Below are 20,370 nucleotides of genomic sequence, written 5' to 3'. Positions count from 1 at the left end.
CGACTGGACGGCGCGACCTATCCAACCAGCATGACCGGCCGCGCGGTCAGCCGGTAGGCCGACCTGGCCCACAGCGTGGCCCGGTAGCCGCCCGACCGGCCAGCGGGCCGCCTTCCGGCCCGCGTCGACGACCACGCGAAGCTCGACGCGGGTGGTGTGTTACTGCTGGCTGGCGGGGGATTACCCCAGGGAGATAAGCCGCGAACAACGCTGTCGCGCACGCAGGAAAGCGAGGTCGGAGAACGTGAACGGGCCGAGTCTTCGGATTGAGATCAACGGTGAGGTCGTTCCGCTGCGCGCGGAGGTCACCACGGTGGGTCGCGGGCCGGGAGTGGACGTACTCCTCGACGATCCCAGCGTGTCCCGGCTGCATGCCGAAATCATCCGGCGCGGCCCCTACCTCTACGTCTGGGACCAGGGTCTGTCCCGTAACGGCACCCAGGTCAACGGCCGGCCGGTCGGTCGGCACGTGCTGCACGACGGCGACGTCCTGCGCTTCGGCGCCGCCGGGGTGCGCGTCCACGACGCCCGGGCGCTGATCGAGTTCGCGATCGAGACCGCGGCCGGACCGTCGGGTCATGACCACACCGCCGAAATCGTCATGCCCGATCCCCCGGACCTGACCCGGCGGGAGTGGGATGTGCTGCGGGCCCTGTCGCGTTCGGCGGGCACCCCGGGGGTGTTCGTCATCCCGCTGTCCACCAGGCAGATGGCGCAGGATCTGGTCGTCACCGAGGGCGCCGTCAAGCAGCATCTGCTGCGGCTCTACCGCAAGTTCGACATCTCCCCCGGGACCAACCGGCGCGGACGACTGGCCAACGAGGTGATGCGACTCGGTCTGGTCCGCCCGGAGCCGGTGGATTCTGCCTGAGGCCAGGTAGAACACCATGAATGCGCCCTTACCACATGGCCTGAATGTGACATTTCACTGACCCAGGCGAACCCATTGGGAACACAACCGCGAGTACCCCCACCTGAGGGCGCCCCGCCTGCCTAGGGCAGACTTCCGGCCGCGGTGCCCATTTGGGAGGAGCTCGACGTGACAGACGAATCACCACACAGCAAGAAGCTGCAGGAACTGATGTTCCGGGCCTGGGAGACCTTCGGCGACGCCCGGCATCTGGACAGCGACGACCGCGTGTTCGTGCAGGCTCTGGCCCGGCAGACGGCCGACCGTATCTCGGTGCTCTACGGCGCCAGCTGGCGGGACGCCCTGGACTGGGTCGCCCAGCGTTACGTGCCGACCACGGACACGCCGGGTGGGACGGTCCCGGCGACCACTCCGGCGGCGACCACCACGAACGGCAGCGGATCCGGGGGACGCCGAGGTTCGGCGGCCGCCGAGGCGAACACCGGCGTCTGACCGACGCCCTCGCGGGCGGCGGAGGGGGCGGGTCGGATCGACCACGCCCCCTCCCACGGCCGGACTCCACCGTGCCTAGTGGGCGAAGTGGCGCACGCCGCTGAAGTAGAGCGTGACCCCGGCCGCCCGCGCGGCGGCGACGACCAGTTCGTCGCGTACCGATCCACCGGGTTCGACGACCGCCCGCACACCGGCCTCGGCCAGCACCTCGAAACCGTCGGGGAACGGGAAGAACGCGTCGCTGGCCGCCACCGCGCCCTTGGACCGGTCGCCGGCCCGGGTCACGGCCAGGCGGGCCGCGTCCACCCGGTTGACCTGCCCCATTCCCACGCCGACCGTGGCGCCGTCGCTGGCGAGCAGAATCGCGTTCGACTTCACCGAGCGGACCGCGCGCCACGCGAACCGCAGATCGGCGAGCAGCGCGTCGTCGGCGGGCGCGCCGGCCTCCAGTGTCCAACCGGACGGCTCGTCGCCCGGCTCCTCCACCGCATCCCGTGACTGCAGCAGCAGACCACCGCTGATCGGGCGCAGTTCGACGCCGCGCTGGTGCGGCGGAGCCGGACATTCCAGCACCCGGATCGACGGCTTGCGGGACAGGATCTCGACCGCGCCGGGCTCGTAGTCGGGCGCGACGACGACCTCGGTGAAGATCTCGGCGATCTGCTCGGCGAGCTCGACGGTCACCGGCCGGTTCGTGGCGATCACCCCGCCGAACGCGGACACCGGGTCGCAGGCGTGCGCCTTGCGGTGCGCCTCGGCGATCGTGGCACCCACGGCGATCCCACACGGGTTCGCGTGCTTGATCACGGCGACGGCCGGCTCGGTGAAGTCGTACACGGCCCGGCGTGCCGCGTCGGTGTCGGTGTAGTTGTTGTACGACATCTGCTTACCGTGCAGCTGGCGGGCCGCGGCCAGACCGCCGCCGACGCTGCCGGGATGCCCGGCCTCGACATACAGCGCCGCCCGCTGGTGCGGGTTCTCGCCGTAGCGGAGCACATCGCTGCGCTGCCACTGGGCCGAGAGCACATCGGGCCAGCCTGTCTCCCGCGCGACCTCGTCGGGCGCGACGACGCTGGCGAACCAGGACGACACCGCCACGTCGTAGGCGGCCGTGTGCGCGAACGCGCGGGCCGCCAGCCGACGGCGGGCCGTCAGGTCGTAGCCGCCGTCACGGACGGCCTCGGCCAGCGCCGGGTAGTCGTCCGGGGAGACGACGACGGCGACCGACGCGTGGTTCTTCGCCGCCGCGCGGATCATCGCCGGGCCGCCGATGTCGATCTGCTCGACGGCCTCGTCCTCGGTGGCCCCGCTGGCGACCGTGGCCGCGAACGGATACAGGTTCACCACGACCAGATCGAACGGCTCGATGTCGAGTTCGGCGAGTGTCGCCGCGTGCTCGGCGTTACGCAGGTCCGCGAGCAGACCGGCGTGCACCCTGGGATGCAGCGTCTTCACCCGCCCGCCGAGCACCTCCGGAAAGCCGGTCACCGTGCTCACCGGTGTCACCGCCAGCCCGTGGCGGGCCAGCACCTGAGCGGTCGAGCCGGTGGAGACCACCTCGACCCCGGCCGCCTGGAACGCCGCGGCGAGCACGTCCAACCCGGCCTTGTCGTACACGCTGACCAGCGCGCGACGCAGCGGCCGATGCCCGGTGGGAACCACCTCGGCCGACTCCGCCGCTCCCACCGCGCCGCCGTCGCCAGCCACGTTCTCACCCGATGACATCATGACTCCTCCTGAACGTGAACCCCGGCCACCGCAGCACCCGGCCGATCTCCCGAACGCACGATCGCACCGATCGTCGTGACAAACAGGCCGCGTTCGACCCCCTGAATCCGATCCCGCAGCGTCGCCTCGGTGTCCCCGGGCTCCACCGGCACGGTGCGCTGGGCGATGATCGGACCGGTGTCGACTCCTTCGTCGACCCAGTGCACCGTCACTCCGCTCACCGTCACCCCGGCCGCCAGCGCGTCCCGCACGGCGTGGGCGCCGGGGAAGGCCGGCAGCAGCGACGGATGGGTGTTGACCGTGGGAAACCGGGCGATGACCTCCCGGCTGAGAATCTTCATGTAGCCGGCGAGTACCAGCAGATCCGGGGCGAACCCGGCGATCCGCTCGGCGGTGGCCGCGTTGAACGCCGCCCGGTCGGCATGGTCCTCGAGCCGGACGGTGAACACCGGCACGCCGGACGCCTCGGCCCGTCGCTGCGCGCCGGTGTCGTGGCGGTCGGTCCCGACCGCCACGACGGACGCGTCGAACCCCGGCTCGGCGGCCGCGTCGAGGATCGCCTGCAGCGTGGTTCCCGCGCCCGACGCGAGGACGACAAGGCGAGCAGCCACAACACACTCCGTAACACAGACAGGGCGGGCAGGGGCAGTGAACACACGGACGATCGCGGGACACCGTGTGGCCCGTGCTCGGCGGCCACGGCGCGGACGTACCCGGCCGCACGGCTCACCTCGCCACCACGACCGGCGCCCCGGCCCCCACCACTACCGCCCGGGGCAAGCCGCGACCGCCCGACTGTACTGACTTCTCCCCCTCCCGCGCGCCGCATCGCATCGCCTGCCCGTCAGGCGGCCGGCACCCAGTCCGAAAGCAGGCCCGGCAGCACCGCCTCGGTCGACGCCGCGGACGGCACCTCGCCACGCACCGGGTCATCCAGGATCGCTGCGGTCCGCAGCGGTTCATCGCCGTCGCCGTCGTCGAAAGCAGTTGTCTCCCGCGCCCTGGGCACGCCCTCGGCCTGGGCCTGGGCCTGGGCCTGGGCCGCCGGATCCGACCGGCCGAAATCCGGCCCGTCCAGCAGCTCGCCCGGCCGGCACTGATAGAGCTCGGCCAGCCGCCACAGCACGGCGGCTGACGGCGCCCGGCCGCCTCGACCGGGCCAGCTCTCCCAGTAGGACCACGCCTTGCCCGTCTTCACCGCGCCGGCCTCGGGCCAGCGTTCGTTCCAGTGGCGGGCAGCCTCCTCCTGCGTCCACCCGTGGGCGAGCCGGAAGGCCGCCAGCGGGCGCAGACCGTGCCGTGCCCGCAGGCGCAGCGCGATCCGGCGATAGGACCAGCCAAGCACCCGCAACTGGCGAGCCTCGGCACGAACATGGGCAATCGCGACCGGCACGACGACCTCCAAGACGCTGATCCACTGCCACCAGACGCTAGCCGAAGGCACCGACAGTTCCTGGCCGCGGCGCGGGCGTCAGTCCGGGCGGCGCGACGTCCACGGTGCCGGTCGGGAGCGGACCACCGGCGCCAGCCGGCGACGCCAGAAGGACGGCTCGGCGTCGGTGGGCAGAAACGGCCGTTCGGCCCGCCGCACCGCGAGGTCGATCCCACCGAGCAGCACCAGGCCGACCGCGGCGATCTCCCCGCCCGCCAGCAGCCCGCACGCCCAGGCGGCGGCCGGCCCGTACTGCCCCGCCGCCCCGACCTGCCCGAGCGACTCCTGGCAGGCCAGTCCGCACAGCAGCCCGCAGACGAGACCGGCCAGGCCCACCGTGACGAGCCGCTCCCGGGAACGTCGTCCGGCTGTGGCCCGGTGGGCCATGAGCGCGCACACCAACCCGGCCACCAGCGGCACCAGCACCAGCAGCGGCCAGCCCACCCGCGGCAGGGCGCTCGGCGGCAACGACGCGAGCACCGGCAGGTCCGGCGCGTTCACGACGTGTACCGCGTCCGCCCGTACCAGGCCGGAACCGACGTGGAAGCCCGGGCCGAGGGCATAGGCCAGCGCCCACAGCACGACGTTGGGAATGATCGAGATCTGCGCCACGGCGAGCCCCACCCCGCCGAGCACACCGACGTCGAGGTCCCGTTCCGTGCCGGCGACCTCGGGCAGCGTCGCGGCGATGACCAGCGCGACGCCGAAGGCCGCGGCCGCGATCAGTGCGGCGAAACCACTCACCCCGCAGCGCAACGCGATCCGCAGCGAGCCCGGTAGCCGACGCCAGGCGGCGCGCAACCGGTGTCGCCCGGCCAGCGCCCCGATCGTGGCCGCGGGCAGGGCGACGACGACCGTCCCCAGCGCCGCCGACCCCAGCCCCGCACGCACCGGCCCGGACCGCACCAGCAGGGCCACCAGCACGACGAACAGCGTCTGTGCGGTGACCACCTCCACGATGTCCACCACGACCCGGCGCCACAGCCTCGGCCCGGCGCCGGCCGCCGACGCGGCTCGACCGGCCGCCGACGCCCCGGCCGAACCCGGCGGGCCCGTGGTCCGCGCCGTCGGCCACGGCACGAGCGAGGCGTGCCGGTGCGCGGCGCTGAGCGCCGCGATCAGTGGGAACAGCGCCAGCCCCAGCGGACGCAGGGCGATCTCACCGTCCGAGAGGTGCAACGTGGCGCCGTGGGCCACCAGCCACAGGTCCGCCCCGACCCGCAGCGCCGAACCCGGGCTGGTCGACGAGCCGGTGTCGGCGCCCCACACGATCAGGACGATGACCTCGATGAAGACCAGTCCGGCCGCCGACGCGGCGATCGCCGCCGCCGCCGGCCGGCCGAGCCGTTGCCACAGTCGGTCCAGATCCGGTCGCAGCGACCGTGGCTGGTGGAAGGCGGGCACGTCAGGACGCTCGCACGCGGTCAGTCGTCAGCGGGGCCAACACGCCGTCCGCCGGTCCGACAAAATGCGCTACGCCCCTGCTGGTCCGGATCCGGCGGGCGGAGATCAGCGGTTCGGCGACGACTGCTGGCCATAATCGTCGGGCGGCGGCTGCTGACCGTAACCGGGCTGACCGTAGCCGGGCTGGCCATAGCCGGGCTGGCCATAGCCGGGTGGCTGGCCGTAACCGCCACCGGTGGGCGGCTGCTGACCGTACCCGGGCGGGGGCTGCTGACCGTAGCCGGGCGGCGGCTGCTGGCCATACCCGGGCGGGGGCTGCTGACCGTAGCCGCCGCCCTGCTGGGGCTGTGACGGCTGCTGGCCGTAGCCACCGCCGGCCGGCGGCTGCTGGCCGTATCCCTGCGGGGGCTGGCCGTATCCCTGCGGGGGCTGGCCATAGCCGGGCTGCTGCTGGCCGTACCCGCCGGGGGTCGGCTGCTGGCCGTAGGGCTGGCCGTAGGGCGGCTGGTTGGCCGGCGGCTGCCACTGTCCCGCGCCACCGCCGCCACCACCGCTACCGGGACGCCAGGGCAGGGCAGCACCGCTGGCGAGCGCCGCCAGCACGGCGAACACCGCCTGTGCGAGTGCGGCCACGACCGCGAGGTAGAAGCCCACGCTGGGGCCGGCGTCCACCCCGGAGGGCACGTTGGGGAAGCGGATCCAGCGCAGCAGCAGGAGGAGGAAGGCCAGCGCCGAGACCCCCGGCAGCAGCCACATGACGGACACCGGGCCGGCGTCCGGCACGCGCAGCCCCGCGAACAGCCGGGCCGCGAGGACTCCGGCGACCGCGATGACGAGCAGGACGGGGAACCACGAGTTGAAGCCGAGACCCCACCCGTTCTCGTGCGCGGTGCGGGAGGAGCCGAAAAACGAGAGCTTCACCGAATACCACGGGAGAAAGCTGACTATGAACATGACCGCGCCGGACGCGATCACCCCGATGTCGTTGGTCGCGATCTCGCGACCGCCGATTCGTGCCACGACGGAACCCCACTTCGTCAGGTCGGTCGGCATGGGGTGCAGTGCGCCCCATGCCGGTCTGGAGTCTCGCAGCAGTGTGGGGATGAGGGAAGCGATGTGCGTCCCTCATCCCCGTCAACCAGGAGACTCCGTGACCGTCCGACGACAGGTACCGCACGCGGAACCCATCAGACGGCCAGAGCTACAACGACCGCATGATGTCAGCCATCAGCCGGGCGGTCTCGGACGGGGTCTTACCCACCCGCACACCGGCCTTTTCCAGGGCTTCCTTCTTGGCCTGCGCCGTACCGGACGAACCGGACACGATGGCGCCGGCGTGACCCATGGTCTTGCCCTCGGGCGCGGTGAAACCGGCGACGTAACCGACGACCGGCTTGCTCACGTGCGCCTCGATGTGCGCCGCCGCGCGCTCCTCGGCGTCACCACCGATCTCACCGATCATGACGATGGCGTCGGTGCCCGGGTCGGCCTGGAACGCGTCGAGCGCATCGATGTGGGTGGTCCCGATGACCGGGTCACCGCCGATGCCGACGCAGGTCGAGAAGCCGAACTCACGCAGCTCGTACATCATCTGGTAGGTCAGGGTGCCGCTCTTGGAGACCAGACCGATCCGCCCACCGGGGGTGATGTCGGCCGGGATGATGCCGGCGTTGGACACGCCCGGGCTCGCGATGCCCGGACAGTTCGGCCCGATGATCCGGGTCGTGCCCCTGGACTTGCTGTAGGCGAAGAACTCGGTGGTGTCGTGGACGGGCACACCCTCGGTGATGACCACCGCGAGCGGGATCGCCGCGTCGACCGCCTCGATCGCCGCGTCCTTGGTGAACCTCGGCGGAACGAAGATCACCGAGACGTTCGCACCGGTCTGCGCGATCGCGTCGGCGACGGTGCCGAAGACCGGCACGTCGTCGACCTTCTGGCCGGCCTTGCGGGCGTTGACGCCCGCGACGACCTTGGCGCCGGATGCGAGCATCCGGCGGGTGTGCTTGGTTCCCTCCGAACCGGTGATGCCCTGCACCACGATCCGGCTGTTCTCGTCAAGCCAGATAGCCATCGGTTTGCAATCCCTTCGCGCAGGTCAGGCCGCGGCCGCGGCGAGCTGGGCGGCGAGCTTCGCCGCGCCGTCCATCGTGTCGACCGGCTTGACCACCGGAAGGTTCGCCTCCGCGAGGATGCGACGTCCCTCCTCGGCGTTGTTGCCGTCCAGGCGGACCACCAGCGGGGTGGTCACGTTCCCGACGATGTCGAGGGCCTGGATGATGCCGTTGGCGACCGCGTCGCAGGCGGTGATGCCACCGAAGATGTTGACGAAGACGCTCTTGACCGCCGGGTCGCCGAGGATGATGGACAGACCGTTCGCCATCACCTCGGCGGACGCGCCGCCGCCGATGTCGAGGAAGTTCGCCGGCCGCTTGCCGCCGAACTCCTCACCGGCGTAGGTCACCACGTCCAGCGTCGACATGACCAGACCGGCACCGTTTCCGATGATCCCGACCTCGCCCTCGAGCTTGACGTAGTTGAGGCCCTTCTCCTTGGCCTTCTGCTCGAGCGGGTCGACCGTGGAGACGTCGACGAACGCCTCGTTCTCGGGGTGGCGGAAGTCGGCGTTCTCGTCCAGGCTGACCTTGCCGTCAAGCGCGATGACCTTGCCGTCGCCGGTGAGGATCAGCGGGTTGACCTCGACGAGGGTCGCGTCCGACTTGACGAAGACGGTCCACAGCTTCGCCAGTAGCTCGGTCGCACCGTCGAGGGCGGCCTCGGGCAGCTTGGCGGCGATGGCGATCTCGCGGGCCTTGGCCGCGTCGACTCCGGTCAGCGGGTCGATGAGGATGCGGGCGAGCGCCTCCGGGTTGGTGGCGGCCACCTCCTCGATCTCCATGCCGCCCTCGCGGGAGGCCATCGCGAGGAAGGTCCGGTTGGCCCGGTCCAGCAGGAAGGAGGCGTAGTACTCCTCCGCGATGTTGCTGGCTTCCTCGACGAGCACCGAGTGGACCGTGTGGCCCTTGATGTCCATCCCGAGGATCGCCGTCGCCTTCGCGAAGGCGTCATCCGGTCCGTCGGCCACCTTGACACCGCCGGCCTTGCCTCGGCCGCCGGCCTTGACCTGAGCCTTCACGACCACCTTGCCACCGAGTTCGGTGGCGATCGCACGCGCCTCCTCGGGAGTGGTCGCGGTCTTCCCGGTGGGTACCGGAACGCCATGCTCGGCGAACAACTTCTTCGCCTGGTATTCGAAGAGATCCACGGTCCGTCCAGTCGGATGGGGTCGTTCTGGGTTGGGTTTTGTAGGGCTGCATGGAGCTGCACAGAACGCCTGAGAGCCTACTGACGAGCGGGTTTTCGCGCGCGGTACGCGAAGGGCCGCCACCGGCACCCCGGTGCCCCGACCCGGCCCGGCTACCTGGCCCGTCCGGGCGGTGGACGGGTGGCCGAACGCATCGGCCACCCGGGTCGCGGCCCACGTCAGGCCCGGCGATACGGGACAAATGAGGTGGCAGCCCACCTCCGCCGACCCATCCGGGCGGCGCGTCGCGCCCACCACCACGCTGTCATCGAGAAGCTCTACGTGACCATCGGACGCGCCAGCGCGACCATTGGTGTTCGACATCACGGACAACGCGGCTCGTGATATGCCACAAATCACAGTAGAACAACACCGATCGTGGTCGGCCTTCCGGACCTTTGTCTCGCGACGCGTCTCCATTCAGCGCAACGCGAGGACGATCAGGAGGCTGGTGGCCGTCAGCCCGATTCCGGTCCATCCCAGGCCGATGCCCACCGTGGCGAGCCGCTCGCCCCGCTGGTTGTGACGACGGATCTGGGTCCGGGCCCGCTGGCCGATGACGACCGCGGCGACGCTGCCCACCCCGAACAGCCAGCCCAGCCCCAGCACCACCGACAGCAGGGCCCGGCCGTTGAGTCCCCGCACGACCGGGGTGGTCGTCGGGAACCCCCGCGGCAGCGGGGCGGAGATCGGCCGCGATGGCGTCGGCCTGATCTCCCCCGCGGGCGGGACACGCGCGGGGGCCGGCGCTCGGGTCGGTGCGCGGACCGGCAGCCGGGCCGACGATCCCGATGCCGTCACCGGCCGGTTCGACGGCCCCGCGGGCACCGGCGGCGTGGACCCGGCGGACTGGGCTCCCGGGTTCGCCGGACGAGCCCAGGTGTCGATCTCCGCCGGGCGCGGCGGATGTGACCGCGGTGTCGGGTCGGCCGGGCGGATGGTCTCCTCGGCCGCATCCGCTGGCCGGGCCGGGCCGGGCCGGCGCATCGGTGGGCGCCGTTCGCGTTCCTCCAGCCAGTCGTCCTCGACCGGGGCGACGTCCGGACGCGCCGTGGGCTGGGCGCGTACCGGAGCCCGCGGGTCCGGATCGTCCTCGTCATAGGTCCAGGTCGAGATCACCGAAGGCGCGTTCGAGGGCTCGGTGCCCTGGCCACCCACCGGCAGACCGCCAGATCCCGAACCCGGCACGCGGGGTCGGCGACGCGTACCGGCGGCGTCAGCCGGCGACGGCAGCGGCCGGGGCGGTGGCCCGGGCGTCGGCGGCAGCGGCTTCAGACGCGAGCTGTGCAGCGGCGGGGGCGACGGGATCGCCGACTGCGACGGCACCGTGGGCCGAAACGCCGAGGCGGGCGGTGGCGCGCCGAGGGGCCAGAGCCCCGTCACCGGAACCGGCCGCGGTACCCGTGGCGACCAGCCGTAGGCCGGCCGCTCCGCCTGCCCGGCATCTCCCGCTGGAGTCACCCCGGCACCCGTGGCCGGGGCCGACCCCGAACCTCCGGCCGGACCAGCGCCGATGGCCGGACCAGCCGCGTCCGGCAGGACGGTGACACTGTCGCCGGGGACGTGGCCGGTCCCGGTCCAGGTGCGTTCGAGGAAGTCGCTGGCCACCGCGTCGGCCTCCGTGACCCCCTCCACCGAGGTGCGTCCGACCAGCGCGGCCAGCAGAGCGGACGCGGTCGGGCGGCGCGCGGGGTCCTTCGACAGTGACCGGGCCACGACGCTGTGCAGGTAGGCCGGCAGCGCGTCGAGATCCGGGGCGTCCCGCTGGACCCGCAGCGCGAGCTGGTCGGGCGACTCGGCGTGGAAGGGATGGCGCCCCGTCGCCGCGTAGGTCACGCAGTTCGCCCAGGCGAAGATGTCCGCCGCCGAACCGGAGGTCTCTCCCCGCATCTGTTCGGGTGACATCCACGCCAGCGTCCCGATCACATGACCGGTGCGGGTCAGCGTGCTGCTGTCGGTCAGATGGGCGACGCCGAAGTCGATCACCTTCGGGCCGTCCCAGGCCAGCAGGATGTTCGACGGTTTCAGATCACGATGGACGACACCCGCCGAGTGGATGGCGACCAGCGCGTCGGCGAGGCCGACGGCGAGCCCACGCACGAGGTGGTTCTCGAGCCGGCCACGGGCCCGCACGGCCTGCGCCAGGCTGATGCCCTCGACGTACTCGGTGACCATCCACGGTGCCAGCGCGTCGGTGTCGGCGTCCAGAACGGCGGCTACCGCGTTGCCCCGGACCCGAAGGGCCGCGTGCACCTCCCGTTCGAACCGGCTGCGGAACTCGACGTCCTCAGCCAGATCCTCGGACGCCACCTTGACCGCCACCGCCCGCTGATCAGGCGTGAAGCCGAGGTAGACGGTTCCCATCCCGCCCGCCCCGATCCGGTTCTGCAGCCGGTACGGCCCGATCTGGCGAGGGTCCTCCTCAAGCAGCGGTGTGAGCATCGCTCTCCTCACTGCACCGGGGTCGCGACTGTGGTGCGAATGCCCGCCCGCGCAGGGGACTGTGCGCCACAGCGTACGTGCATCGCCGACACGGGACGTTCCGTCCAGTACGTCACATTCGTCCCCTTCCATCCGTCATCACGGATCGTTCGAGCATCACCCGCCACACCACTCGCCGACCCCTCCTCGCGGCGTGTCCTGGAACACCGCGGCCGGCGCACAGGTCACCACGGCGGTCCGCACCCGCAAGATGCGGACATGGACAGCACAAGCCACGCCCGCGTGCGCGCTCCTGCCCAGTGGCGATCGGCCCTGCTCGCGGGTATCGCCCTGCGTTCCAGCGGCATCGGGTCACCCAACCGCCTGGGCTGGCCGGACTACGACGGACGGCCGGCGCTTAGGTGGGGAACCGGCCCGATAGCGGGGGTCGAGGCGGTCGCGGCGGTGTGGGACTTCACCGTGCACGGCGGAAGCTTCGGCGAGGCGGACGCGGCCGGCTTCGCCGCGGCGGCGGCCCACGCGGCGACCATCCGCCGTCCGCTGGTGTCGTTCCTGCGCAGCGGTGGCACCCGCCTCCAGGAGGGGGTCGCGGGGCTCGTCGGCCTGCCCCGGGTGGCGTTGGCGCTCGCCGCGCTGGACGAGGCCGGCATCGGGCACGTCGCCGTGGCGGACCAGCCCACCACCGGCGGGGTCTGGGTCACCATCGGCTCCCGCAGCGACCTGCGCTGCGCGGTCACCGGTGCCACCGTCGGTTTCTCCGGCCCGCGGGTGGTCGCGGCGATGACCGGCACCCCGCCGCCCGCCGACAGCCATACGGCCACCTCCGCGGCGGCTGCCGGCCTGGTGGACGCGGAACTCGACCCCGAGGCCGTCGCCGACTGGCTGCACCGCGCCCTGACCACCCTGACCCCTGCGACCCCCCTCGAACCGACACCGACACCGACACCTGCCCGACCCACACCGATACCGGTGCCAGCGCCGCCACCCCCACCCGTGGGCGGGGCGCGCACCGTGGAGGTGGCCCGAACCGGCTGGGAGCAGGTGCGTCGGACCAGGGCCGCGGCCCGCCCGTCCGGCACCGAGCTGCTGCACGCGCTGCTGCCGGACGGCGTCGACCTCGCCGGCGCCGACCCCTGCGTCGCCGCCCGCATCGGCCGGCTTCCCGCCGTCCGGGCGGACCAGCAGCCACATCCGCGGGTCGCGGCCGAGACGGCACTCGCGGTGGTCGTGGCGTTGGGCGCGACCCGCGGCACCGCACCGGGACCAGACGGTTACCGTCTGCTGTCGCGTGCGGCCCGGTTGGCAGGCAAGCTCGGGGGCGCGCTGATCACGCTGGTCGACACCCCGGGGGCGGCGTCGGGCCCCGCCGCCGAGAGCGCCGGCATCGCCGCGGCGATCGGGGACGCGATGGCGGCGGTGCTGGCCTGCCCGTCGCCGACCGTGGCGATCGTGCACGGTGAGGGTGGCTCCGGCGGGGCGCTCGCCGCGGCCGTCACCGACGTTCTCCTGATGACACCGCAGAGCTATTTCACCGCGCTTTCGCCCGAAGGTGCCGCGGTGACGCTACGACTTCCCGCCGAGCAGGCGGCGAACGCCGCCGGGCTGCGCCCCACCGATCTGCACCGGCTCGGCTTCGCCGACGACCTGCTCCCGGGCACCGACGCCGCCACGATCACGGACGCCGCGATCACGTGGTGCGCCCGGTTGGGCACACAGGATCCGGATGTGCGCCGCCGGCTCCGACGGGCCCGCTGGTCGACAGAACTACGTAACAGTCTGTAATCTCTCTGCGTTTCCCGGAACAGGTCGGACGCCCCGGACGAAGCCGGGCGCCCACCGAGCCCGCCGCGCCCGCCCGGCGGCGGGCCACCCGGGCCGCGTCGAGGACGGTGACCCCGGTACCGACGCGGCCGCGAAACAGGGAGAGTGATCAGAGATAGCCGCAACATCCCCGGTGACCGTGGCCGAATCCGACCCCGGCTGGTCGCCGTCCCCTCAACGCGACCGCTCACGGACGATCACCGCCGGCCTGCTCGCGACCCCGGCGAACGCCCGCGGCCTCGCCGTCGAGACCGCCTGCCTCGCCACCCATCTGGCGTTGTACCCGGCGGGCGCGCTGCGCCGACTCACCCAGCGCGACGAGGGCTACTCCCTCGGCGGGCTGGCACCGCTGCAGCGCGGCCTGCTGGTGCGCTCCCCCGACACGGCCACCACTCCGGTGCTGCTCGTCCACGGCCTGGTCGACAACCGGTCGGTGTTCGCCCGGCTGCACCGCCATCTGCGCCGCCGTGGCTTTCGCCGGGTGGTGCCGGTGCAGCTGCCGCTACGCACCACCAGCGTGCAGGACGGCGCGCGGGTGCTGGCCGAGGCGGTCACCCGGATCGCCGGGCCCGATGGCCAGGTCACGATCATCGCCCACTCCCTGGGTGGGCTGATCGCGCGGTACTACGTCCAGCGGATGGGCGGCGACCGGCAGGTCGGCACGCTGATCACACTCGCCAGTCCGCACGGCGGCACCCGGCTGGCCGAACTGGTACCGCGGGCGCTGCCGTACCCGCTGCTGCGTCAGCTACGGCCGGATTCGCCGCTGATCGCGGAACTCGCCGAACCGGCGCCGGACTGCCACACCCGGATCTTCGCCGTCGCCGCCGCGCTCGACACGGTGGTCCGTCCGGGCAGCGCCGTCGTCGATCATCCTGACCTGGACGCGGTCAACCTTGTCGTGCCCGGCCTCGGACACCACTCGCTGGCCTTCAGCGGCACCGTGGCCCACCAGGTCACGGCCTGGCTCACCGGGTCCACGCGGAACCCCACCGACACAGCCTGAGCCAGCTCACAGCCTGAGCCGGCCCACGGACCGAACCTGACCCCGGGGTCGTGGCCCGCACCCCGGGGTCATCCGCTGGGCCCCTGGGTCAGAGTTTCACGACGGGTGCGTACCGCAGCAGCAGTCGCTTCGTGCCGGCCTCGGCACCGAAGTCGATCGTGGCCTCGGTCGAGTCACCCATCCCCCGCATGGTGACCACGACGCCGAGCCCGAAGCTGTCGTGCGTCACCCGGTCGCCCTCGCGCAGTTCGACCATCGGCCGCACCGCCGGCTTGGCCCGCCCGGCGAACGGCGAGTTCGGCAGCGGACGACGATTGGCCCCGGAGCCGCCACCGCTGCTGGCACCGACAGCCGATCCGCCGACGAAGCCACCACCGAAGGTGCCCGTGGTCGAACCCGTGCTCGAACCCCAGGTGCGGGCGGGGGGCGGCGGCGCAACCTCGGCCAGGCGACGCCAGTCGACGAGCGCCTCCGGCACCTCACCGAGGAAGCGGGACGGCGGGTTGTGGGCCGGCTGGCCCCAGGCGCTGCGCATCACCGAGCGGGTGAGGTAGAGCCGGGCCCGGGCCCGGGTGAGCCCGACGTAGGCGAGGCGACGCTCCTCCTCCATCTGGGTCGGGTCACCCAGGGTGCGCTGATGCGGGAAGACCCCGTCCTCAAGGCCGGTGAGGAAGACGACGGGAAACTCGAGCCCCTTGGCGCTGTGCAGGGTCATCAGGGTGACGACCCCGTCGGAGCCGTCGTCGGTGGGAATCTGGTCGGCGTCGGCGACCAGCGAGACCTGCTCGAGGAAGGTGGCGAGGGAGCCCTCGGGGTTGCGCTCCACGAACTCCTGTACGACGCCGACGAACTCCTGGAGGTTCTCCACCCGTCCCTGCGACTCGACGGTGTCCTCGGCGAGCAGTTCCGCGAGGTAGCCGGTGCGTTCCAGCACCGCCTCGACCACCGCCACCGGCCCGTCCGCCTCAAGCGCCCGCAGGTCGGCGAGCAGGGCGGTGAACTCACGCACCGACTTCGTCGAGCGGGCCGCCATGCTCGGGATCTCGCCCACCCGTTCCAGGGCCGCCGCGAAACCGATCCGCTCCGCCTCGGCGAAGCCCGCGAGCGCCGTCTCGGCCCGGTCCCCGATGCCACGGCGTGGCACGTTCAGGATGCGCCGCAGGTTCACCGTGTCGGTCGGGTTCGCCAGCACCCGAAGGTAGGCGAGCAGATCCCGGACCTCGCGGCGCTCGTAGAAACGCACCCCGCCAACGACCCGGTAGGGCAGCCCGACCCGGACGAAGATCTCCTCGAACACCCGGCTCTGCGCGTTCGTCCGGTAGAAGACCGCGACATCCGCCGGCCGGGCGAGCCCGGCATCGGTAAGGCGGTCGACCTCCTCAGCGACAAAAGCCGCCTCGTCATGCTCGTTGTCGGCGACGAAACCGACAATCTTCTCGCCGTCGCCCGCATCGGACCACAGCCGCTTGTCCTTGCGCTGGTTGTTACGGGCGATCACCGCATTCGCTGCGGACAGAATGGTCTGGGTCGACCGGTAGTTCTGCTCCAGCAGGATCACCGCGGCGGCCGGGAAATCCTCCTCGAACTCCACGATGTTGCGGATGTTCGCGCCCCGGAACGCGTAGATCGACTGGTCAGCGTCCCCGACCACGCACAGCTCGCCCGGCGGCACCGCACCCGAAGGCCAGGTGACCGTGTCGAGGGCGGACGACGTGCCGGCCGGGTCGTCGGCACCCGCGGCGGCCACCACGGCGCCGGTGTCAGCGGCGGCCGAGTCCGCGTCGTGGGCCGGCTGGCCGACGAGCTCGCGGATCAGCACGTACTGCGCGTGGTTGGTGTCCTGGTACTCGTCCACCAGGATGTGTCGGAAGCGGCGGCGATAGTGCTCGGCGACGTCGGGGAACGCCTGCAGCAGGTTCACCGTCATCATGATCAGGTCGTCGAAGTCGAGCGCGTTGGCCTGCACGAGACGCTGCTGATAGGCGGCATACACCTCGGCGACGGTGCGCTCGAGGTGACTCGAGGCCCGGTCGCGGGCCCGCTCCCAGTCGACCAGCTCGTTCTTCAGGTTGCTGATCTGCGCGGCGAGGCCCCGGGCGGGATGCCGCTTGGGGTCCAGGTCGAGATCCCGGGTGACGAGGGCGATCAGGCGCTGGGCGTCGGCGGCGTCGTAGATGGAGAACGACGAGGCGAACCCGAGCCGCTTCGCCTCCGAACGCAGGATGCGCACGCAGGCCGAGTGGAACGTGCTGACCCACATCGCCCGGGCCCGCGGGCCGACGAGCGCGCCGACCCGCTCGCGCATCTCGGCGGCGGCCTTGTTCGTGAAGGTGATCGCGAGGATCTCCCCCGGCCGCACATCGCGCGCCGCCAGCAGATAGGCGATGCGATGGGCGAGTACCCGTGTCTTGCCCGACCCCGCACCCGCGACCACCAGCAGCGGCGCGCCGATGTGCACCACCGCGGCACGCTGCTGGGGATTGAGCCCGTCGAGCAGGCCCTCCGCGTCGAGCCGGGGCGCGGCATCAGGGCCGCCGAAACCGCCGGAACCGTCTCCTGCCACGGGGGCCAGGACGGCCGGACCGAACAAGTCGTAGGGCACGCCACCGACGGCGCCGGAGGACTCACCGAACAGTGCGCTCATACAACCTCGATCATACGTTCGACATCGAACCAGTCGGCGGGCGAACCGACCCCTGTGGCCACCCTATGGGCACCGCGATCCGGCCATACCCGGTGGGCTGGCCACACCCGTGGTCCTGACCGGATCGCTGGACACCGGATCGCTCGGCACGAGGTCGCCGGACACCAGGTCACCGGGCACCAGGTCACCCTCGACCGGGTCTGCCGAAGGCACCTGCGCCGACCCGGCCAGGGCCCGCACCCGGGCATCCACGGCCGGGTCGATGTTGCCACCGGACAGGACGGCCACCGTCGATCCCCGGGCCAGCCCGCCGTGGCGCAGCAGGGCCGCGAGCGGCGCCGCCCCCGCGGGCTCGACCACCAGGCCGGACCGGCGCAGCCACACCATCGCCGACCAGAAGGCCGCCTCGTCGACGGTGACCACGTCGTCCACCAGTGATCGGGCCAGCGCCAGGGTCAGGCGTCCCGGCTCGCGTACCGCCATGCCATCGGCGATCGTGCGCCGCCCCATGGCCGACGCCGGCGAACGCGGCAGGGTCGGTCGCCGGCAGGACCGTCCCAGCACCGGCACGTCCAGCACCGGCACGTCCACGGCTGGCACGTCCACGGCTGGCACGTCCACCCTGGACGTGGGCTGGCGCAGGGCCGCGGCGAAGGCGGGCGACAGCACCGACTGGACGCCGATGACCCGCACCTCGGGCCGTCGCGCCCGCAGGGCCACCGCGATCCCGCTGAGAAGCCCGCCACCGCCCACCCCGACCACGACCGTGCGCAGGTCCGGCACCTGGTCGAGCAGTTCCAGACCGATCGTGCCCTGCCCTGCGATCACCGCGGGATCGTCGAAGGGATGCACCAGCAGCCGGCCGCCCGCGGCGGCGAACTCCGCGGCGGCGGCCAGAGCGGCCTCCACCCCACCGGGTACCTGTTCGACCCGGGCGCCGAGGCCTCTCGTCCGGGCGATCTTGACCGGGTTGGCGCCGGCCGGCACGAAGATCGTCGCGGGGACACCGAAGGCCGCCGCCGCGTACGCCACGCCCTGGGCGTGGTTGCCGGCGCTGGCCGCGACGACCCCGCGAGCGCGCTCGTCCGGATCGGCGCACGCCACCCGGTGGTAGGCGCCGCGCAGCTTGAACGAACCGGTGTGCTGCTCGTGCTCGCACTTGAGCCAGACCGGCAGGCCGAGCGTGGCGTCCAGACCACCGGCACGCACCACCCGGGTCCGCCGCACGACGTCACTCAGGACCCGCGCCGCGGACTCGATCGCGGGCAGGGACACCCCCGCGGGCGGATCACGCCGGGCGGACACGGTGGACGTCGGGGTGGATGCCGGTTCGTCGTCGGTGGCGGGTGCGGTCATGGCGGCCTCTCCAATGGCGATGCGACCACCTCACCGTGGCCGCGGCAACAAAAAACCCTTCCGCCGCAACGACGGAAGGGCAGGGCGCGCGAGCCCGGGATGCGGGTGCGCGCCTACGTAATGGCCATCTGGTGCAGGGTCACACCTCAAGGGTGCCCGCCGGGGGCCGGGACGTCAAACGCGACCCCGACCCCGGCGGACGGCCGGCTCACTCCCACTCGATGGTCCCCGGCGGCTTCGACGTGATGTCGTAGACCACCCGGTTGACCTGGGGAACCTCGTTGACGATCCGATTGGAGATCCGCTCGAGCAGGTTGTACGGCAGCCGGGCCCAGTCTGCGGTCATGGCGTCCTCGCTGGTCACGGCGCGCAGGACGATCGGATGGCCGTAGGTGCGCTCGTCGCCCTGCACTCCGACGGAGCGCACATCGGCGAGCAGGACCGCGAAGACCTGCCAGATCTCCCGGTCGAGCCCGGCGCGGCGGATCTCGTCGCGGACCACCGCGTCGGCGGCGCGCACGACGTCGAGGCGCTCGGGGGTGACCTCGCCGATGATGCGCACGGCGAGCCCGGGCCCGGGGAACGGCTGACGCCAGACGATCTCCTCGGGCAGGCCGAGTTCCTCACCCAGGCGGCGCACCTCGTCCTTGAACAGCGAACGCAGCGGCTCGATCAGGCCGAACTGCAGATCGTCCGGCAGACCGCCGACATTGTGATGGGACTTGATCTTGGCCGCGGTGGCGGAACCGGACTCGATCACGTCGGGGTACAGCGTGCCCTGCACCAGATGGTCAATCGTCGCGCCCTCGGCCTCGGCGCGGGCCTCGAGTTCGCGGGCCGCCTCCTCGAAGACCCGGATGAACTCCCGTCCGATGATCTTCCGCTTCTGCTCGGGTTCGCTGACCCCGGCGAGCGCGCCGGCGAACCGGTCGGCCGCCTTCACGTGGACGAGTTCGACACCGGTGGAGGCGACGAACTCCCGCTCGACCTGCTCGGCCTCGCCCTCACGCAACAGACCGTGGTCGACGAACACACAGGTCAGCGCGTCGCCGACCGCCCGGTGAACGAGGGCCGCGGCCACCGCCGAGTCGACACCGCCGGAGAGCCCGCAGATCAGCCGGCCGCTGCCCACCTGCGCGCGCACCGCGGCGACCGCCTCGTCGACGATGTTGACCATCGTCCAGGTCGGTCGACACCCGGCGCCGGCCAGCAGGAAGTGCCGCAGCACGTCCAGGCCACGCTCGCTGTGCAGCACCTCCGGGTGGAACTGCACCCCGTACAGCCGCCGCTGACGGTCCTCGAACGCGGCCACCGGCGTCGACGGGGTGGACGCGGTCACCAGGAAGCCCGGTGGGGCCTGGGAGACCGAGTCACCGTGGGACATCCACACCTGCTGGTCGGTCGGCAGCCCGTCGAACAGGACACCGGGCTCGGACACCCGCAGGCGGGTCGCTCCGTACTCGGCCGTTCCGGTCCGGTCCACCACCCCGTCCAGCGCCTGGGCCATCACCTGGTGGCCGTAACAGATACCGAGGATCGGCAGACCGGTCTCGAACAACGCGGGATCAACCCGGGGTGCGCCGGGTGAGTACACCGAGCGCGGCCCACCAGAAAGGATGAGTGCGGACGGTCTGCGCGCAAGAAGATCCTCGACCGGCAGGTCCCAGGGCACGATCTCGGAGTACACGTGGCACTCCCGCACCCGCCGGGCGATCAGCTGCGCGTACTGCGCGCCGAAGTCAAGAACCAGGACGGTGTCGTTGCCCGCGTGCCCGGCGCCGGCCCGCACGGGTGCCGCCCCGGGGCTGGCCGACCGGCTCGCCACCGCGTGGTCATCCTGCGATCTCACAGCGTGGCCGGGGTCGCCGGG

At 72.3% G+C, this 20,370-nt stretch carries 15 protein-coding genes; 4 read left to right on the top strand and 11 right to left on the bottom strand.

Annotation, left to right across the window (positions count from 1 at the left end):
- The first annotated feature begins 244 nt into the window (after positions 1 to 244).
- On the top strand, positions 245 to 871 hold the full coding sequence (locus MXD61_RS13755) for an FHA domain-containing protein (protein ID WP_248813385.1): 627 nt from the start codon (positions 245 to 247) through the stop codon (positions 869 to 871).
- Between the two features lie 168 nt (positions 872 to 1,039).
- On the top strand, positions 1,040 to 1,363 hold the full coding sequence (locus MXD61_RS13750) for a hypothetical protein (RefSeq protein WP_248813383.1): 324 nt from the start codon (positions 1,040 to 1,042) through the stop codon (positions 1,361 to 1,363).
- 75 nt (positions 1,364 to 1,438) lie between these two features.
- On the opposite strand, the gene purH is transcribed toward MXD61_RS13750, so the two are convergent.
- The 8 genes from purH to MXD61_RS13710 all read right to left on the bottom strand — a co-directional run bounded on the left by purH (position 1,439) and on the right by MXD61_RS13710 (position 11,673).
- Positions 1,439 to 3,091, bottom strand: coding sequence for a bifunctional phosphoribosylaminoimidazolecarboxamide formyltransferase/IMP cyclohydrolase (gene purH, locus MXD61_RS13745; protein WP_248813382.1), 1,653 nt, complete (start codon positions 3,089 to 3,091; stop codon positions 1,439 to 1,441).
- Positions 3,088 to 3,702, bottom strand: coding sequence for a phosphoribosylglycinamide formyltransferase (purN, locus tag MXD61_RS13740; protein ID WP_248813379.1), 615 nt, complete (start codon positions 3,700 to 3,702; stop codon positions 3,088 to 3,090). The genes purH and purN overlap by 4 nt, the downstream gene beginning before the upstream one ends.
- A 233-nt stretch (positions 3,703 to 3,935) precedes the next feature.
- Positions 3,936 to 4,535 (bottom strand): helix-turn-helix transcriptional regulator, encoded by a 600-nt coding sequence (locus tag MXD61_RS13735; protein WP_308222749.1) that lies wholly within the window; start codon positions 4,533 to 4,535, stop codon positions 3,936 to 3,938.
- Positions 4,536 to 4,562: 27 nt separating this feature from the next.
- Positions 4,563 to 5,927 (bottom strand): DUF6350 family protein, encoded by a 1,365-nt coding sequence (locus tag MXD61_RS13730; protein WP_248813376.1) that lies wholly within the window; start codon positions 5,925 to 5,927, stop codon positions 4,563 to 4,565.
- 105 nt (positions 5,928 to 6,032) lie between these two features.
- A complete protein-coding gene (locus MXD61_RS13725) occupies positions 6,033 to 6,947 on the bottom strand; it encodes a DUF2076 domain-containing protein (protein WP_248813374.1) in 915 nt (304 codons plus the stop codon).
- Between the two features lie 181 nt (positions 6,948 to 7,128).
- Positions 7,129 to 8,001, bottom strand: coding sequence for a succinate--CoA ligase subunit alpha (gene sucD / locus MXD61_RS13720; RefSeq protein ID WP_248813372.1), 873 nt, complete (start codon positions 7,999 to 8,001; stop codon positions 7,129 to 7,131).
- A gap of 24 nt (positions 8,002 to 8,025) precedes the next feature.
- On the bottom strand, positions 8,026 to 9,192 hold the full coding sequence (gene sucC, locus MXD61_RS13715) for an ADP-forming succinate--CoA ligase subunit beta (RefSeq protein ID WP_248813370.1): 1,167 nt from the start codon (positions 9,190 to 9,192) through the stop codon (positions 8,026 to 8,028).
- 459 nt (positions 9,193 to 9,651) lie between these two features.
- A complete protein-coding gene (locus MXD61_RS13710; RefSeq protein WP_248813369.1) occupies positions 9,652 to 11,673 on the bottom strand; it encodes a protein kinase in 2,022 nt (673 codons plus the stop codon).
- Between the two features lie 258 nt (positions 11,674 to 11,931).
- Between MXD61_RS13710 and MXD61_RS13705 the strand changes: the two genes are divergently transcribed.
- Positions 11,932 to 13,455, top strand: a complete 1,524-nt coding sequence (locus tag MXD61_RS13705; RefSeq protein WP_248813368.1) for a carboxyl transferase domain-containing protein — start codon at positions 11,932 to 11,934, stop codon at positions 13,453 to 13,455.
- Positions 13,456 to 13,627: 172 nt separating this feature from the next.
- Positions 13,628 to 14,500, top strand: coding sequence for a triacylglycerol lipase (locus MXD61_RS13700; RefSeq protein WP_248813367.1), 873 nt, complete (start codon positions 13,628 to 13,630; stop codon positions 14,498 to 14,500).
- 88 nt (positions 14,501 to 14,588) lie between these two features.
- On the opposite strand, the gene pcrA is transcribed toward MXD61_RS13700, so the two are convergent.
- The 3 genes from pcrA to guaA all read right to left on the bottom strand — a co-directional run bounded on the left by pcrA (position 14,589) and on the right by guaA (position 20,325).
- Complete coding sequence (pcrA, locus tag MXD61_RS13695) at positions 14,589 to 17,144, bottom strand: DNA helicase PcrA (protein ID WP_248813366.1); 2,556 nt, start codon at positions 17,142 to 17,144, stop codon at positions 14,589 to 14,591.
- 63 nt (positions 17,145 to 17,207) lie between these two features.
- A complete protein-coding gene (locus MXD61_RS13690) occupies positions 17,208 to 18,500 on the bottom strand; it encodes a threonine/serine dehydratase (RefSeq protein ID WP_248813365.1) in 1,293 nt (430 codons plus the stop codon).
- A 208-nt stretch (positions 18,501 to 18,708) separates the two neighbouring features.
- Complete coding sequence (gene guaA / locus MXD61_RS13685) at positions 18,709 to 20,325, bottom strand: glutamine-hydrolyzing GMP synthase (RefSeq protein WP_374628909.1); 1,617 nt, start codon at positions 20,323 to 20,325, stop codon at positions 18,709 to 18,711.
- Between the last annotated feature and the right edge of the window lie 45 nt (positions 20,326 to 20,370).

The sequence above is a fragment of the Frankia sp. AgPm24 genome, assembly GCF_023243055.1.
In the GTDB taxonomy this organism is placed as follows: domain Bacteria; phylum Actinomycetota; class Actinomycetes; order Frankiales; family Frankiaceae; genus Frankia; species Frankia umida.
The sequence above is the reverse complement of the archived record's forward strand: the minus strand, read 5'-3'. Positions and strand labels throughout refer to the sequence as shown.

Excerpts from the sequence above, each read along its gene's own strand:
- purH (WP_248813382.1), bottom strand. The coding sequence starts at position 3,091 with ATGATGTCATCGGGTGAGAACGTGGCTGGCGACGGCGGCGCGGTGGGA.
- sucD (WP_248813372.1), bottom strand. The coding sequence starts at position 8,001 with ATGGCTATCTGGCTTGACGAGAACAGCCGGATCGTGGTGCAGGGCATC.
- MXD61_RS13710 (WP_248813369.1), bottom strand. The coding sequence starts at position 11,673 with ATGCTCACACCGCTGCTTGAGGAGGACCCTCGCCAGATCGGGCCGTAC.
- MXD61_RS13705 (WP_248813368.1), top strand. The coding sequence starts at position 11,932 with ATGGACAGCACAAGCCACGCCCGCGTGCGCGCTCCTGCCCAGTGGCGA.
- pcrA (WP_248813366.1), bottom strand. The coding sequence starts at position 17,144 with ATGAGCGCACTGTTCGGTGAGTCCTCCGGCGCCGTCGGTGGCGTGCCC.
- MXD61_RS13690 (WP_248813365.1), bottom strand. The coding sequence starts at position 18,500 with ATGACCGCACCCGCCACCGACGACGAACCGGCATCCACCCCGACGTCC.